Origin of the sequence: Rhizobium sp. GCM10022189, assembly GCF_042656325.1 — a bacterium.
GTDB lineage: Bacteria > Pseudomonadota > Alphaproteobacteria > Rhizobiales > Rhizobiaceae > Rhizobium.
The window spans coordinates 728274-744985 of record NZ_JBHSOR010000049.1; the positions used below are offsets into that span (position 1 = coordinate 728274).

Below are 16712 nucleotides of genomic sequence, written 5' to 3' on the forward strand. Positions count from 1 at the left end.
TCTCTCGCGAGCGGCTTGCCAACACCATTTCGCCAAATTTAAAGGTTCATGCAATATGAACGCCTGGGTCATCAGGCGGGCAAAGAGGCTATAGCGCATGCAGATGAAAACAGAGGTGCGCCACGAGCAGGCGGCCCGGTCCGGACAGGAAACAGGCCAGCCGATGGCGACACACGGCATCGATTTCTCCGAAATCCTCGATGTGGAACTGCTGCAGGGGCAGTGCGACGCCATCGCCGAAGCCAACCGCAATCGCCCCGACGTGCTGCGCGGCGATCTTCTGGCCGTTCTGAAGAAGGCAAGCGTCGAAGGCCGCCGGAAAGCGCGCGACCTGCTGGACGCGCAAGGCGGCGGGCTTGACTGCGCGCACCGCATTTCCTGGCTTCAGGACCAGATCATCGCCGTTCTCTATCGTTTCGCCACCGCCCACGTCTTCCCGAAGCAGAAGGACAGGTTCGCCGTCACTGCCGTCGGGGGCTACGGGCGCGACACGCTGGCGCCGGGCTCCGATATCGACCTGCTCTTCCTTTTCCTGCCGAGGCCGACGGAAGAGGCTCACAAGGCCGTCGAGTTCATGCTCTATATGCTGTGGGACATGGGCTTCAAGGTCGGTCACGCGACGCGGACCGTCGAGGAATGCATCGCGCTTTCCAAATCCGACATGACGATCCGCACCGCCATCCTGGAAATGCGCTACATCTGCGGCCTGAAATCTTTGGAAACGGAGCTGGAAGCCCGCTTCGACAAGGAAATCGTCACCGGCACCGGGCCGGAATTCATCGCGGCCAAGCTTGCCGAACGCGACGAGCGCCACCGCAAGGCCGGCGACACGCGTTACCTTGTCGAACCGAACGTCAAGGAAGGCAAGGGCGGTCTTCGCGACCTGCATACGCTCTTCTGGATTTCGAAATATTACTATCACGTCCGCGACCCGGCCGATCTGGTGCCGCTCGGCGTGCTGTCGAAGCAGGAATACCGGCTTCTCGAAAAGGCCGACGACTTTCTCTGGGCCGTGCGCTGCCACATGCATTTCCTGACCGGGAAGGCCGAGGAGCGCCTTTCCTTCGATATCCAGCGCGAGATCGCCGAGGCGCTCGGCTACCATTCGCGCCCAGGCCTTTCGGCCGTCGAACGCTTCATGAAGCACTATTTCCTGGTCGCCAAGGATGTCGGCGATCTCACCCGCATCCTCTGCGCCGCACTGGAGGACCAGCAGGCGAAATCGATTCCCGGCCTGACGGGCGTCATCAGCCGTTTCACGCATCGCAGCCGCAAGATCCCCGGCAGCGTCGAATTCGTCGAAGATCGCGGCCGTATCGCGCTCGCCAATCCCGATGTCTTCAAGCGCGATCCGGTCAGCATTATCAGGCTGTTTCATGTGGCCGACATCAACGGGCTGGAATTCCATCCCGACGCGCTGAAGCGGGTGACGCGCTCGCTCGGCCTCATCAACAACGACCTGCGCGACAATGACGAAGCCAACCGGCTTTTCCTGTCGATCCTGACCTCCAAGCGCGACCCGGCGCTGATCCTGCGGCGCATGAACGAAGCCGGCGTGCTTGGCCGCTTCATTCCCGAATTCGGCAAGATCGTCGCGATGATGCAGTTCAACATGTATCATCACTATACGGTCGACGAGCATCTGATCCGCGCCATCGACGTTCTCTCGGAAATCGACAAGGGCAAGGCGGAGGAACTGCATCCGCTTTCCAACAAGCTGATGCCGCATATCGAGGACCGCGAGGCTCTCTATGTCGCGGTATTGCTGCACGATATCGCCAAGGGCCGGCAGGAAGACCATTCGATCGCCGGCGCACGCGTCGCCCGCAAGCTCTGCGCCCGTTTCGGCCTGTCGCAAAAACAGACCGAAATCGTCGTCTGGCTGATCGAGGAGCACCTGACCATGTCGATGGTCGCCCAGACCCGCGACCTGACGGACCGCAAGACGATCACCGACTTTGCCGACCGCGTTCAATCGCTCGACCGGCTGAAGATGCTGCTGATCCTGACGATCTGCGACATCCGCGCCGTCGGGCCGGGCGTCTGGAACGGCTGGAAGGGCCAGTTGCTGCGCACACTTTATTACGAGACGGAACTGCTGCTTGCCGGCGGCTTCTCCGAAGTGTCGCGCAAGGAGCGCGCCCAGGCTGCCGCCGAGGCGCTGTATGCAGCACTCTCCGACTGGCCGCAGAAGGACCGGCGCACCTACACGAAGCTGCACTACCAGCCTTACCTGCTTTCCGTGCCGCTGGAAGACCAGGTCCGCCACGCGCATTTCATCCGGCAGGCGGACAAGGCCGGCCAGGCGCTGGCAACCTCGGTGCGCACCGACAGCTTTCACGCCATTACCGAAATCACCGTCCTGTCGCCCGACCACCCTCGCCTTCTCGCCGTCATTGCCGGCGCATGTGCGGCGGCCGGCGCCAACATCGTCGATGCACAGATCTTCACGACGTCGGATGGCCGCGCGCTCGATACGATCCATGTCAGCCGTGAATTTCCGAACGACGAGGACGAGCTTCGTCGCGCCGCCACGATCGGCAGGATGATCGAGGACGTGCTGTCCGGCCGCAAGCGGCTGCCCGAGGTGATCGCGACCCGCGCGAAGAACCGCAAGAAGAGCAAGGCCTTCATCATTCCGCCGTCGGTCACGATCACCAACAGCCTGTCGAACAAGTTCACGGTCATCGAGGTGGAATGCCTCGACCGGCCGGGTCTGCTCTCCGAAATGACGGCGGTGCTTTCCGACCTGTCGCTCGACATTCAGTCCGCCCGCATCACCACCTTCGGTGAGAAGGTCATCGATACGTTCTATGTCACCGATCTCGTCGGCCAGAAGATTTCCGGCGACAGCAAGCGTGCCAATATCACCGCCCGCATGAAGGCGGTCATGGCGGAAGAGCAGGACGAACTGCGCGAGCGCATGCCGTCGGGCATCATCGCCCCTGCTGCGACATCAGCCGAAAGGAAAGCCGGTTCCCCCGTATGAGCCTCGTCAAGAAATTCGCCACGGTCGGCGGCGCCACGCTTGGAAGCCGCATCTTCGGTTTTGCCCGCGAAACGCTGATGGCTGCGGCACTCGGCACCGGACCGATGGCCGACGTCTTCTATGCCGCCTTCCGTTTCCCGAACCTCTTCCGCCGGCTCTTTGCCGAAGGCGCCTTCAACGCCGCCTTCGTGCCGCTTTTTGCCAAGGAGATCGAGGCGAACGGCACAGACGGCGCCAAGCGCTTTTCGGAGGAAGTGTTCGGCGTTCTGTTTTCCGTCTTGCTGCTCATCACCATCGTGATGGAATTCAGCATGCCGCTCTTGGTGCGCTTCGTCATCGCGCCGGGCTTTGCCGACGATCCCGAGAAGTTCGGCATCACCATTCGCATGGCGGCGGTGATGTTCCCCTATCTCATGTGCATGTCGCTGACGGCGATGATGAGCGGCATGCTGAACTCGCTGCATCACTTCTTCGCCGCAGCCGTCGCACCCGTCTTTCTCAACGTCGTGATGATCGGCGCGCTGTTCTACGCGCTTTATACCGGCGCCGAACCGCTGGCGACGGCCTGGTATCTTTCCTGGGGCGTGCTGGTCGCCGGTATCCTGCAGCTTGCCGTCGTCTATCTCGGGGTTCTTCATGCCGGCATGAGCATCGGCTTCCGCTTTCCGAAGATGACGCCGAACGTCAAGCGGCTGCTGATCCTTGCGGTTCCGGCTGCCGTCACCGGCGGCATCACGCAGATCAACCAGCTCATCGGCCAGGCGATCGCCTCCTCCCGCGACGGCGCCATTGCCGCCCTGCAATATGCCGACCGCATCTACCAGCTGCCGCTCGGCGTCGTCGGTGTTGCCGTCGGCGTCGTGCTGCTGCCCGAGCTTGCCCGCGCGCTCAAGGGCGGCGCATTGCGCGAGGCGGCCTTCCTGCAGAATCGCTCGATCGAGTTCGTGCTGTTCCTGACGATCCCCGCCGCCTTCGCGCTCTGGATCCTGTCGGACGAGATCATCCGCGTGCTCTACGAGCGCGGCGCCTTCCATCAGGAAAACACTGTCATCGTCGGTTCGATCCTGGCCATTTACGGCATCGGCCTGCCGGCTTTCGTACTGATCAAGGCGCTGCAGCCTGGCTTTTACGCGCGTGAGGACACCAAGACGCCGATGCGCTTTTCGGCAATCGCGGTTGCCGCCAACTGCGCCACCGCGCTGACGCTCTTTCCCTATATGGGCGCGCCCGGCATTGCGGTGGCGGAAGCCACGGCCGGCTGGATCAGCACCGTGCTGCTCTTCACCACGCTGCTGCGTCGCGGCCATCTGACATGGGAATGGGCGCTCGCCAGACGCGCCGCGCTGCTGGTCGTCGCCTCGGCGGTGATGGGGGCGGTCATCATCTATCTCAAGCAGCACTGGGCGCCCTGGCTTGCCTCGGGCGCACCGCTGCTGACCAAGGTCGGCACGATCGGCCTGCTGATTGCGATCTCGATGGTCGTCTATTTCGCAACCGCCTTCCTCATCGGCGGCGCCGATCTCGGCATGATCCGTCGTAACCTCAACCGCAAGCCGGCACCCGCGAAGGACGCGTAACGCCCTTTTCACGCAAAGCCGCTGCGCATTTTGCCGGGATCGTTTCAGCAATCCACCCATCGTCGCTGCGGACCGACATCGACATGGACAATGCCGTTGCAATAGGTGCCGATCCCGCCGATGCCGGGCGCGGTCTTGGCCGCGGCAACGATCGTCCGTTCCGGCACGCCGGGAACCCGGATATCCGCCGCCAGGCATTTTCCATGCATGGAGCCATGGCGGCGGGGATGCGGCCGGAAGCCGGATGTTATCATCGGCAGTCGTCCGGTCTTTGCCGCAATATGCGACAGGACCGCCCGCAATCGCGCCGGGAAGCAGCCGGCGCGAACGCTGACGGTCTGGACCGTATAGGCAAGGCGCGTCTCGTGTTTTGGAAGGTTGTTGATCTGCCGTCGGCCATCTTGACCGACGGCGGTGGTTGCTGATTGTAGGGCAAAAAGGCCTGCCACAGCGAGCAAACTGGCGTTCTGCATGGTCCCTCCGATCGGTTACCCGACGGCTCAATGCGGCCGTCACGCCAGTCGAAGGATTTTCAGTTCAAAGAAAGCTTTTCTGTGAAATTTTATACTCAATTTTAGCTAAACCAGCTGATCAGTTTGACGTAAAATAGGGCATACACCCACAGTAAACCGGAATAAACTTGCTTTCGCGGAGGTTTTATGACGCAATCCCTGTTCCTCGTCACCCTCGTCGTCGACGACTATGACCGCGCCAAAGCCTTTTATTGTGAGGCGCTCGGCTTCGAATGCCTACAGGACGAAGTGCAGCCGGAAGGCAAGCGCTGGGTCGTCGTCAAGCCCAGAGGCGGGGATGGGGCGGCCTTTCTGCTGGCGCAGGCGGCCAATGAGGCGCAGCGCGCTGCCATCGGCAAGCAGACGGGCGGGCGTGTCGGCTTCTTTCTCAAGACCGACGATTTTTCGCGCGACCATGCCGCCATGCTTGCCGCCGGCGTGCGTTTTCTTGAGGAGCCCCGGCGCGAAGTTTACGGCACCGTTGCGGTCTTTGCGGATCCTTACGGCAACACCTTCGATCTCATTCAACATGCGGCACCCGCGGCCTCTTGATTGCGGCCGTGCGCCCGTGCATAAGCGCCCGCGTTAGCAACATGGGCCTTCGGCCCTGAGGCCCTCCACCAGCCTAATCGAGGACACATCATGGGCGAATTCAAGAAGCTCGTATTTTCCGGCGTTCAGCCGACGGGCAACCTGCATCTCGGCAACTATCTTGGCGCGATCCGCCGCTTCGTGCAGCTCCAGGACGGCAACGACTGCATCTACTGCGTCGTCGACCTGCATGCGCTGACGGCGCAGCTCGTCCACGAGGACATGCTGTCGCAGACGCGCTCGATCGCCGCCGCCTTCATCGCCTCCGGCATCGATGCCGAAAAGCATATCGTCTTCAATCAGTCCGCCGTGCCGCAGCACGCCGAACTCGCCTGGATCTTCAACTGTGTCGCCCGTATCGGCTGGATGAACCGCATGACGCAGTTCAAGGACAAGGCCGGCAAGGACCGCGAGCAGGCTTCGCTCGGCCTCTACGCCTATCCGAGCCTGATGGCTGCCGATATTCTCGTCTACCGCGCCACGCATGTGCCTGTCGGCGAAGACCAGAAGCAGCACCTCGAGCTGACGCGCGACATCGCGATGAAGTTCAACCTCGATTATGCCTCGCATATCCGCAGGACGAATTACGGGATCGACATCACCGTCGGCGACGAGCCGGTGCATGCCTATTTCCCGATGGTCGAACCGCTGATCGGCGGGCCGGCGCCGCGCGTCATGTCGCTGCGCGACGGCACCAAGAAGATGTCGAAGTCCGATCCGTCGGATCTTTCGCGCATCAACCTGATGGATGACGAGGACGCGATCTCCAAGAAGATCCGCAAGGCCAAGACCGATCCCGACGGCCTGCCGAGCGAAGTGGCAGGCCTGGAAAGCCGGCCGGAGGCCGAAAACCTCGTTTCGATCTATGCGGCGCTTGCCGACAAGACGAAGGAGCAGGTGCTCTCGGAATTCGGCGGCCAGCAGTTCTCCGTCTTCAAGCCGGCTCTGGTCGATCTCGCCGTTCAGGTGCTCTCGCCGATCACCGGCGAAATGCGCCGCCTGATGAACGATACGAGCCATATCGACGCGATCCTGCGCAGCGGCAACGAGCGCGCGAGGGCGCGGGCCGAGGTGACGATGCGCGAACTGCGCGAGATCATCGGCTTCCTCTACTAGAGACCCATCGACAGGTCAGAGCGCCACGCGTCCAGATGGACGCATGGCGCTCTATCTTCTCGAAACGACGCATCAGGCTTTGGCTCCCGTGCAAAACGGGGGCTTGCAAATTTTCCGTTGCGGGTGTCAGAGTCCGCGCCATGGTATCGAAGCGACTCTCACGGCTCGAAGGTCATCGCCGCAAATTCATGGCAGTGATCGACGGGACACCCGAATGCCAACGCGCCGTCCACTATGCCGGGCGGCGTGCGAAGAATTCCAATGGCGGACTTATCCTTCTCTATGTGATCCCCGAGGGCGATTTCCAGCAATGGCTCGGCGTCGAGGAGATCATGCGGGCGGAGGCTCGCGAGGAGGCGGAAGCCAGCGTCGCCAAGGCGGCCCAGATCGTGCGCGAGACGATCGGCATCGAACCCGAGATCGTCATCCGCGAAGGCAATTCGGCCGAGCAGATCAATGCCGTCATCGAGGAGGACCGGGACGTTGCCATCCTCGTGCTTGCCGCAAGCTCGGCCAAGGAGGGGCCGGGACCGCTGGTTTCTTCCATTGCCGGACGCGCGGCCGCCTTTCCGATTCCCGTCACCGTGCTTCCCGACACGCTGACGAATGAGGAAATCGACGCCCTCTGTTAGGCCATTTCTTGAGTATCAATCTCTTGAATCGGCCGGAGAATGGGCTTATTTTCTTTTGAAGAATTCTAAAGACGGCAGAGGCTGACGCCCGCCGCATGGAGAGCGAGATGTTCATTCAGACCGAAGCCACGCCGAACCCCGCCACGCAGAAGTTCCTTCCCGGCAAGGTGGTGATGGAAAACGGCACGGCCGAATTCCGCAATGCCGACGAAGCCCAGGCTTCGCCGCTCGCTGCCCGCCTGTTTGAAATCCCCGGCGTGACCGGCGTCTATTTCGGTTACGACTTCATCTCCGTCTCCAAGGACAATGCCGAATGGCAGCATCTGAAGCCGGCTATTCTCGGCTCGATCATGGAGCATTTCATGTCCGGCAAGCCGGTCATGGGCGACGCCTCGATCCTCTCGGAAGATGTCGATGCCGGCGACGAGTTCTTCGACGAAGGCGACGAATCGATCGTGCTGACCATCAAGGAACTTTTGGAGACCCGCGTGCGCCCGGCCGTTGCCCAGGATGGCGGCGACATTACCTTCCGCGGCTTCAAGGACGGCAAGGTCTACCTCAACATGAAGGGTTCCTGCTCCGGATGCCCGTCTTCGACGGCAACGCTGAAGCACGGCGTCCAGAACCTGCTGCGCCATTTCGTTCCGGAAGTGCAGGAAGTGATTGCCGCTTAAGAATCTCTGCGGCGCCGGGCCGTTCATCTCGCGTTCGGCCGGGCGGATTTATGAATAGGCGACAATAGTTTATTCGGAAATTGATGGCATGATCGTTCTGGCGCTCGACACGGCAGGTGTGGATTGCGCTGCCGCCATTTATGATAGCGGCAGGAATACGGTGCTGGGGGAGGCATCGGACATGATCGGCAAGGGGCATGCTGAACATCTGATGGGAATCGTGGACCGCGCGCTGGATCGGGCCGGTGTCACGCTATCGGATGTCGACCGCCTTGCCGTCACCGTCGGCCCCGGCTCTTTCACCGGCATCCGCGTCGGCGTTGCCGCCGCGCGTGGCTTTGCCCTCTCCCTCGGTATTCCCGCTGTCGGCATTTCCACGCTCGAGGTCATGGCGGCCGCCCAGCGCGCAAAGACGCCTAGCCGCGCCGTTCTGGCGGCGATGGATGCCAAGCGGGACGAGATCTACCTCCAGTCTTTCGCGGCCGACGGCACGGCGCTGGATGAGGCGCGTGCCGTCAGCACCGCCGACGCGCAGGCTTTTGCGGCGGATTTCGACGGCGAAATCACCGGCTCGGCAACGCCGATCCTGAAGCCCGCCGCGAGCGGCGAACACGCCAACGCCTTCCCGATCTCCGTCGTGGCACGTCTCGGTGCCGCCGCAAATCCGGATGCCGGAAAGCCCAAGCCCCTTTATCTGCGCGGACCCGATGCCAAACCGCAGGCCGGGTATGCGATTGCAAGAGTATGACGATGCTGGAAGCCTATCTGACGCTGAAACCGGAATTTGAAATCGTCGCGATGGAACCGGAGGATTGCCTCGACGTTTCCATCCTGCACGGAGAGCGCTTCGCGCGCCCGTGGGGCGACGGCGAATTCCACAGCCTGCTTTCCCAGAATACGGTCTTCGGCTTCGTTGCCCGCCAGACCAACGCTATTCTGAAAAAGACCCTGCCGGGCTTCATCCTGGCCCGTCAGGTCGCCGGCGAGGCGGAAATCCTGACGATTGCCGTGCAGGCGAAGGTCGCGCGCTCGGGCCTCGGCTGGCGGCTGATGCAGGCCGCCATGCGCGAAGCGCGCCTGCGCGGCGGCGAGAGCATGTTCCTGGAAGTCGACAACGGCAATACGGCCGCCCTCGGCCTCTACCGCAAACTCGGCTTCGAGCAGGCCGGCGAGCGCAAGGGCTATTATAAGGATGCCAACGGGGCTACCTCCACGGCGCTTGTCATGAAGCGCGTTCTTCGGTAGTTCCCTTCCCGGCAGGAATAACGAGAAGGCAGCCATGACTGAGGTAGCCAAGACCCTTGAGGAGCTTTGCGCTGAACGCGGCATGCGCATGACCGAGCAGCGCCGGGTGATTGCGCGTATCCTCGAGGACTCCGAAGACCATCCCGATGTCGAGGAACTCTACCGCCGCTCCGTCAAGGTCGACGCCAAGATCTCGATTTCGACGGTCTATCGGACCGTGAAACTGTTCGAGGATGCCGGCATTATCGCCCGGCACGATTTCCGCGACGGCCGCTCCCGGTACGAGACGGTGCCCGAAGAGCATCACGACCATCTGATCGACCTGAAGAGCGGCGTCGTCATCGAGTTCCGTTCGCCGGAAATCGAAGCGCTGCAGGAGCGGATCGCCAGGGAGCACGGCTTCAAGCTCGTGGATCACCGGCTCGAACTCTACGGCATCCCGCTGAAGAAAGACGAAATCTGATATTATGGCAGTCCGGGAGCGCCGCATTTGATCGTCTGGCTGCGCATCGCCTTCGCCTTTTTCGTCATCGTCGTCACCAGCATCCTGCTCATGCCGCTGCAGGTGCTTGCGCTCACGTTTGACTGGAAGCTGCGTCGCACCCTGCCCCGCCACTGGCATCGCATCATCTGCTACTGCCTCGGCATCCGCATCCGCGTGCGCGGCAGGCTCGAGAACCGCCGGCCGCTGATGCTTTGTTCCAACCATTCCTCATGGATGGACATCATGGTCATGTCGGCGGTGGCCGACGTCGCCTTCATTGCCAAGATCGAGGTGCGCGACTGGCCGATCTTCGGCACGCTCGCCAAGCTGCAGAAGAGCGTGTTCGTGGTGCGCGAGGAAAAGCGCCGCACCGGCGACCAGGCAAGCGAGATTGCCGGCCGCATGGCCGACGGCGAGATCGTCGTCCTGTTCCCCGAGGGCACGACGTCCGACGGCAACCGGCTGCTGGAGGTCAAATCGTCGCTCTTCGGCGCGGCCGCCATGGCCGTGCCGCATTCGCCGACCGGCGCTGTCATGGTTCAGCCGGTGGCGATCGCCTACACGCGGGTCCACGGCATCGCCATGGGCCGCTACCACCGCCCGCTTGCGGCCTGGCCCGGCGATCTCGAACTTCTGCCGCATCTGATCGATATCCTGAAATGCGGCGCGATCGACGCCGAAGTCTCCTTCGGCGAAGCTGTGGAATATGGCGAGAAGACCAACCGCAAGGCGGTCAGTTCGACGATTTCGGCCCGTATTCGCAACCTTCTGAACAGCAGCCTGCGCGGCCGCGATATCGGCTGAGCGGAGAGTCCCTTTTCTCTGGCGCCAAAAACCACTAAATAGCGCGCCATGACCCAGGACAGCGCCCTTCTTCAGGCCCCGGAGGCTTCTCTCCGCGATGGCTCCAACAGCCGCAAGGTTTTCATCAAGACCTATGGCTGCCAGATGAACGTCTATGACTCGACGCGCATGAGCGATGCTCTTGCCCGCGACGGCTACGAGCCGACCGAGGACATGGAAGAGGCCGATCTCGTCCTGCTCAATACCTGCCATATCCGCGAGAAGGCGGCCGAAAAGGTCTATTCCGCGCTCGGGCGCCTGCGCGAGATGAAAAAGCGCAAAGCCGCCGACGGTCGCGAGATGATGATCGGTGTCACCGGCTGCGTGGCGCAGGCCGAAGGCGAGGAAATCCTGCGCCGTGCGCCGGCGGTCGATGTCGTCATCGGCCCGCAGACCTATCACCGCCTGCCGGATGCGCTGCGCCGCGCCAAGGAAGGCCATCGGGTCGTCGATACGGAATATGCGCTCGAAGACAAGTTCGAGCACCTGCCGATCGCCGAGGCGCCGAAGATCCGTGCCCGTGGCGTGACCTCGTTCCTGACCGTGCAGGAAGGCTGCGACAAGTTCTGCACGTTCTGCGTCGTGCCCTATACGCGCGGCTCGGAAGTCTCGCGGCCCGTCTCGCAGATCGTCGAGGAGGCGATGAAGCTCGTTGCCGCCGGTGTCCGCGAAATCACGCTGCTCGGCCAGAACGTCAATGCCTGGCACGGCGCCGGCCCGAAGGGCGAGGAGTGGAGCCTTGGCGACCTGCTCTACCGGCTTGCCGAGATACCCGGCCTTGCGCGGCTTCGTTATACGACGAGCCATCCGCGCGACATGGACGACCGGCTGATCGAGGCGCATCGCGACCTTCGCACGCTGATGCCTTATCTGCACCTGCCGGTCCAGGCCGGATCGGATCGCATCCTCAAGGCCATGAACCGGCGTCACACGGCCGGCGAATATCTTTCGCTGATCGAGCGCATCCGCAAGGCCCGTCCCGATATCGCCCTTTCCGGCGACTTCATTACCGGCTTTCCGGGGGAGACAGACCGCGAATTTGAGGATACACTAAAACTCGTTGAGGAGGTGCGGTACGCGCAGGCCTTCTCGTTCAAATATTCGACGCGGCCGGGCACGCCCGGTGCGGAATTGAAGGACCAGGTGCCGGAAGACATCAAGGCAGAACGGCTGGAACGCCTGCAGGCGCTGCTTCTCAAGCAGACGCAGGAATTCAACGAGTCCTGCGTCGGCAAGGAAATCGATCTTCTCCTGGAAAAGCCGGGCCGCATGCCGGGCCAGCTCATCGGCCGGTCGCCGTGGCTCCAGTCCGTGAATGTTGATGCAAAAGCATCGCAAATCGGTGACATTATTAAAGTGCGAATCACAGGAACCGGAACCAACAGCCTGTTTGCCGAACGCGCAGAGGCTGAGGTCTAACCCAGGGAGCTCGACCGCTTGAACGGACAGGAATTGGTTTCTTCTTCACCGCGCCACCCACGCATAGCGAGCGACGCCAATCACTTCGTCCTGACGTTCGAGAACAACCGGTTCGCCAGCGAACTTTTCGGACAGTTCGATCAGAATCTGAAGCTTCTGGAACAGCGGCTCCATATCGATGCGCGTGCGCGCGGCAACTCCGTCGTCATCACCGGCGACGTGCTGGCCACCAACCAGGCGCGGCGCACACTCGATTACCTCTATGAAAAACTCCAGAAAGGCGGCAGTGTGGAGCGTTCAGACGTGGAAGGCGCAATTCGCATGGCGGTTGCCGCCGACGACCAGCTCACGCTGCCGACGATGGAGAAAAAAGCCAAGTTGACGATGGCGCAGATTTCAACGCGCAAAAAGACGATCATCGCGCGTACGCCGACACAGGATGCCTATATGCGGGCGCTCGAGCGCTCGGAGATGGTGTTCGGCGTCGGCCCGGCCGGTACCGGCAAGACCTATCTCGCCGTCGCCCACGCCGCCCAGCTTCTGGAGCGCGGCGCGGTCGAGAAGATCATCCTGTCGCGCCCGGCCGTCGAAGCCGGGGAGCGCCTCGGCTTCCTGCCCGGCGACATGAAGGAAAAGGTCGATCCTTACCTGCGCCCGCTTTACGACGCGCTCTACGACATGATCCCCGGCGACAAGGTCGAGCGGGCGATCACCGCCGGCGTCATCGAAATCGCGCCGCTCGCCTTCATGCGCGGCCGTACGCTTGCCAATGCCGCTGTCATCCTCGACGAGGCGCAGAACACCACGTCGATGCAGATGAAGATGTTTCTCACGCGCCTCGGCGAGAATTCGCGCATGATCATCACCGGCGACCCGAGCCAGATCGACCTGCCGCGCGGCGTCAAATCCGGTCTCGTCGAGGCACTGCATCTCCTGAACGACGTCGAGGGCATCTCGATGGTGCGCTTCAAGGATGTCGACGTCGTGCGCCATCCGCTCGTCGGTCGCATCGTCAAGGCTTACGACGCGACCTATGCAGCGGCAGACGAAGAGGCCAGCCGGCAGGACTGATGGCCGAGCTCGACATACAGATCAGCATCGAGGACGCGGGCTGGCCCGCCGAGGACGTCTTGCATGCCCTTGGCGAACGCGTGCTGGGTGCGGCTGCCGTCTACCTGCGGGAAGAGGAAGATCAGCCCTTCCCGAAGATGCCGCCGGAAGTTTCGCTGGTTTTTACCGACGATGCCTCCATTCAGGACATCAACGCGGAATGGCGCGGCAAGGACAAGCCGACCAACGTGCTGTCCTTTCCGGCCTTTCCGGTCAAACCCGGCAAAATGCCCGGCCCGATGCTCGGCGACATCATCATCGCCAGGGAGACGGTGGAACGCGAGGCGCAAGAGCTCGAAAAGAGCTTTGACGACCATCTGACCCATCTTATGGTACATGGTTTCTTGCATCTGCTCGGCTACGACCATATTAATAATGACGAGGCCGAAATTATGGAGGGGCTGGAGACTCGCATTCTGGCAGTACTCGGCCTATCTGACCCCTACGAGGGTCAAGACCTTAAAATGGAACCATGAGCGACTTTTCAACGAAGCCGGCGTCAGACGCCAAGGACTCCGACCAATCCTCCTCTTCCGACGAGGGTGGCAGTAGTCGACACCGACCGCAATCCTTCTGGTCACGCGCCGCGCGCATATTGAGACCGCAACAAGGCTCGCGTCTGCGCGAAGACATAGCCGACGCGCTGATGACCGACCCGGCGGCAGCCGATGCCTTTTCGCCCGACGAGCGGGCGATGCTCCACAACATCCTGCGCTTCCGCGAAGTGCGCGTTGCAGACGTGATGGTGCCGCGCGCCGATATCGAGGCGGTCGACCAGAACATCACGATCGGCGAACTGATGATCCTCTTCGAGGAAAGCGGCCGCTCGCGCATGCCGGTCTATGCCGAAACGCTCGACGATCCGCGCGGCATGGTGCATATCCGCGACCTTCTTTCCTATGTCGCCAAGCAGGCGCGCAACAAGCGCCGCAGCGGCACAAAGCCCGCCGCGGGCGCACCGACCATCGAGGTGTCTCCGGAAAATATCCAGAAGGCGCCGCGCTCGGCCAAGCCGAATTTCGACCTCGGACGCGTCGATCTGCAGAAGACGCTCGCCGAAACCGGCATCATCCGGCAGATCCTCTTCGTGCCGCCGTCCATGCTGGCATCCGATCTTCTGCGCCGCATGCAGGTGAACCGCACGCAGATGGCGCTGGTCATCGACGAATATGGCGGCACGGACGGCCTTGCTTCGCATGAAGACATTGTGGAGATGGTAATCGGCGATATCGACGACGAGCATGACGATGAAGAAGTCATGTTCAAGCGCGTTTCGGAAGACGTTTTCGTTGCCGACGCCCGTGTCGAGCTTGAGGAAATTGCCGAAGCCATCGGCCCGGATTTCGACATCAGCGAGCAGATCGACGAAGTCGATACGCTGGGCGGGCTGATCTTCTCGGCACTGGGGCGTATTCCCGTGCGCGGCGAAGTGGTCCAGGCCCTGCCGGATTTCGAGTTTCATATCCTCGACGCCGATCCGCGCCGCATCAAACGGCTGCGCATCACCCGCAAGCGCCAGGCAATCCGCCGCCGCGCCAAGGCGGACGGTGACGGGCCGCCCGTCGGCGAGGGAGGCGACGACCGGCCGGCGGAATCGACCGCGAACTGAACCTTTCCGAGACTGCCGTGCGCGCACGACGTTCCAGCTCTCGAATTGCCGCATCAGCTTTTCCAAAAGTCGATTTCGATTTTCGGGCCGATGCTGCAAGACGACAAGCCCGCGCTTTTTTGAAAGACTGCGATTGGATTGATTCGCGGCTTTGATGGGAGTGCGCATGGAGCGGCTTGCGGACAGGATTATCCTCGTCTGGGGTTTCAAACGGGTAGCGCTTGCGATCGCGGCGGGCGCCTTTGGCGTCCTGGCGCTGCCACCCTTCGGCTTCTTCGCCGCGATGTTCGTTTCCTTCACGCTGCTCGTCTGGCTGATCGACGGGGCGGCCGCCTCGCCGGAAAGCAGCCTTCCCGGCAGGCTCTGGCCGGCATTTGCCACGGGCTGGCTGTTCGGCTTCGGCTATTTCGTTGCCGGGCTCTGGTGGCTTGGGCATGCGCTGCTGATCGATTCGGAGGAATTTGCCTGGGCTTTGCCGCTCGCGATCCTCGGGCTTCCGGCCTGCCTCGCCATATTCTACGGCCTGGCCGCGGCGCTTGCCCGCATCTTCTGGTCCGACGGCATGGGACGGATCGCAGCGCTTGCCGCGAGCTTCGGCCTGCTGGAGTGGACACGCAGCTTCATCTTCACTGGCTTTCCGTGGAACGCCATCGGTTATGCCATGATGCCCGTGCCTGTCATGATGCAGTCCGCGCATGTGATCGGCACGATGGGGGTGACGGCTCTTTCGGTCTTCGTCTTTGCCGCCCCTGCCCTCATCGGAACCCGGCAGGGCGCGAAACTCGGCATCAGCCTCGCGGCAGTGCTATTTGCGGCGCATCTCGGCTACGGCGCCTATATCCTCTATCTCGCGCCGAAGCCCGAGGCCCTGCCCGAGGACAAACGGCCCGTGGTTCGCCTCGTCCAGCCGTCAATCGACCAGACCGCCAAGATGGACAATGATGCGGATCGCGAAGCGATCTTCGAGACGCATCTCAAGCTTTCGACCGAACCTCCCAGGGACGGCGGCAGGAAGCCCGATATCATCGTCTGGCCGGAAACCGCGATCCCCTTCATCCTCACCGACAACAAGGATGCGCTGACGCGGATTGCCGATACGCTCGACGACAACCAGATCCTGATCGCGGGTGCCGTGCGCGCTGAAGAACTCGGCCCCGGCTATCCCACCCGCTACTACAATTCGATCTATGTGATCGACGGGCGGGGGCAGATCGTCGCCGCCTCCGACAAGGTGCATCTCGTTCCCTTCGGCGAGTATCTTCCCTTCGAAGACATGCTCAACGAGCTCGGAATCCAGAACGTGGTCGAAATGCCAGGCGGCTTTTCGGCTGCCGCCAGCCGTCATCTGCTCGAGCTTCCGAACGGGCTGAAATTCTATCCGCTCGTCTGCTACGAGATCATTTTCCCGGACGAGATGACCGGCGACATCGGCCAGGCAAACGCCATCCTCAACATCACGAATGACAGCTGGTTCGGCTCGACGCCGGGTCCCTACCAGCATTTTCAGCAGGCGCGCGTACGCGCGGTTGAAACCGGTCTGCCGCTGATTCGCGACGCGAATAGCGGAATTTCTGCGGTTGTAGACGCGCGCGGCGAAATCGTTTCAGGTCTTAAATTGGACGAAATTGGCTTTATTGATACAACTCTCGATGGATTTGAAAAAAGCAAAGGAAGCCCATATCCCCGCCAGGCTTACTTCTGGTTGACTGAAACGTTGCTGGTGATTATAGCGCTAATTTCACGCAGGGGTTTTATTTTCAGGTTGAATTGACCAAAAACCCCTAAAATTGCATAGTGGTAGCAATCGGCGTTAGTAACGTATGCTTCAACGTGGGTTCTCGCGACTTGCAACGTAGCGTTACGGAATGAGGTCAGGGCATGCCGGTTAGAACAGAGTTGAATTTTTCTTTG

Annotated in this window: 16 protein-coding genes; 15 read left to right on the plus strand and 1 reads right to left on the minus strand. The window is 61.8% G+C overall.

Going from position 1 to position 16712, the window contains the following annotated elements; genetic code table 11:
• Nucleotides 1-97: 97 nt before the first annotated feature.
• On the plus strand, nt 98-2989 hold the full coding sequence (locus ACFPWW_RS24655) for a [protein-PII] uridylyltransferase (protein ID WP_377313606.1): 2892 nt from the start codon (nt 98-100) through the stop codon (nt 2987-2989).
• Nucleotides 2986-4566, plus strand: a complete 1581-nt coding sequence (gene murJ, locus ACFPWW_RS24660) for a murein biosynthesis integral membrane protein MurJ (RefSeq protein WP_112565349.1) — start codon at nt 2986-2988, stop codon at nt 4564-4566. Before ACFPWW_RS24655 ends, murJ begins: the two co-directional genes overlap by 4 nt.
• Before the next feature lie 44 nt (nt 4567-4610).
• Here murJ and ACFPWW_RS24665 read toward each other — a convergent pair whose 3' ends face one another.
• Nucleotides 4611-5039 (minus strand): YcbK family protein, encoded by a 429-nt coding sequence (locus tag ACFPWW_RS24665; RefSeq protein ID WP_112565347.1) that lies wholly within the window; start codon nt 5037-5039, stop codon nt 4611-4613.
• 186 nt (nt 5040-5225) lie between these two features.
• Between ACFPWW_RS24665 and ACFPWW_RS24670 the strand changes: the two genes are divergently transcribed.
• From ACFPWW_RS24670 to lnt, 13 genes are all read left to right on the plus strand, one after another.
• Nucleotides 5226-5630: a VOC family protein gene (locus ACFPWW_RS24670; RefSeq protein WP_113500301.1), complete on the plus strand. Its 405-nt coding sequence runs from the start codon at nt 5226-5228 to the stop codon at nt 5628-5630.
• A 90-nt stretch (nt 5631-5720) separates the two neighbouring features.
• On the plus strand, nt 5721-6785 hold the full coding sequence (gene trpS / locus ACFPWW_RS24675) for a tryptophan--tRNA ligase (protein ID WP_112565343.1): 1065 nt from the start codon (nt 5721-5723) through the stop codon (nt 6783-6785).
• Between the two features lie 140 nt (nt 6786-6925).
• The gene (locus ACFPWW_RS24680) at nt 6926-7417 is read left to right on the plus strand and encodes a universal stress protein (RefSeq protein WP_112565341.1); all 492 of its coding nucleotides are present in this window, start codon (nt 6926-6928) and stop codon (nt 7415-7417) included.
• 107 nt (nt 7418-7524) lie between these two features.
• The gene (locus ACFPWW_RS24685) at nt 7525-8091 is read left to right on the plus strand and encodes a NifU family protein (protein ID WP_112541816.1); all 567 of its coding nucleotides are present in this window, start codon (nt 7525-7527) and stop codon (nt 8089-8091) included.
• An 88-nt stretch (nt 8092-8179) separates the two neighbouring features.
• On the plus strand, nt 8180-8839 hold the full coding sequence (gene tsaB / locus ACFPWW_RS24690; RefSeq protein ID WP_377313610.1) for a tRNA (adenosine(37)-N6)-threonylcarbamoyltransferase complex dimerization subunit type 1 TsaB: 660 nt from the start codon (nt 8180-8182) through the stop codon (nt 8837-8839).
• Nucleotides 8836-9336, plus strand: coding sequence for a GNAT family N-acetyltransferase (locus tag ACFPWW_RS24695; protein WP_377313612.1), 501 nt, complete (start codon nt 8836-8838; stop codon nt 9334-9336). The genes tsaB and ACFPWW_RS24695 overlap by 4 nt, the downstream gene beginning before the upstream one ends.
• Nucleotides 9337-9370: 34 nt before the next feature.
• Complete coding sequence (locus tag ACFPWW_RS24700) at nt 9371-9799, plus strand: Fur family transcriptional regulator (RefSeq protein ID WP_112565337.1); 429 nt, start codon at nt 9371-9373, stop codon at nt 9797-9799.
• Nucleotides 9800-9826: 27 nt separating this feature from the next.
• Nucleotides 9827-10624, plus strand: coding sequence for a lysophospholipid acyltransferase family protein (locus ACFPWW_RS24705; RefSeq protein WP_112565335.1), 798 nt, complete (start codon nt 9827-9829; stop codon nt 10622-10624).
• Nucleotides 10625-10672: 48 nt separating this feature from the next.
• Complete coding sequence (miaB, locus tag ACFPWW_RS24710) at nt 10673-12082, plus strand: tRNA (N6-isopentenyl adenosine(37)-C2)-methylthiotransferase MiaB (RefSeq protein ID WP_377313614.1); 1410 nt, start codon at nt 10673-10675, stop codon at nt 12080-12082.
• Between the two features lie 18 nt (nt 12083-12100).
• Nucleotides 12101-13153 carry a PhoH family protein gene (locus tag ACFPWW_RS24715; protein WP_112565331.1) on the plus strand — a complete coding sequence of 351 codons (1053 nt, stop codon included), beginning with the start codon at nt 12101-12103 and terminating at the stop codon, nt 13151-13153.
• Nucleotides 13153-13668, plus strand: coding sequence for an rRNA maturation RNase YbeY (ybeY, locus tag ACFPWW_RS24720; RefSeq protein WP_112565330.1), 516 nt, complete (start codon nt 13153-13155; stop codon nt 13666-13668). The genes ACFPWW_RS24715 and ybeY overlap by 1 nt, the downstream gene beginning before the upstream one ends.
• Nucleotides 13665-14801 (plus strand): hemolysin family protein, encoded by a 1137-nt coding sequence (locus ACFPWW_RS24725; RefSeq protein WP_112565328.1) that lies wholly within the window; start codon nt 13665-13667, stop codon nt 14799-14801. Before ybeY ends, ACFPWW_RS24725 begins: the two co-directional genes overlap by 4 nt.
• Before the next feature lie 166 nt (nt 14802-14967).
• Nucleotides 14968-16572 carry an apolipoprotein N-acyltransferase gene (gene lnt, locus ACFPWW_RS24730; protein WP_112565708.1) on the plus strand — a complete coding sequence of 535 codons (1605 nt, stop codon included), beginning with the start codon at nt 14968-14970 and terminating at the stop codon, nt 16570-16572.
• Nucleotides 16573-16712: the final 140 nt, after the last annotated feature.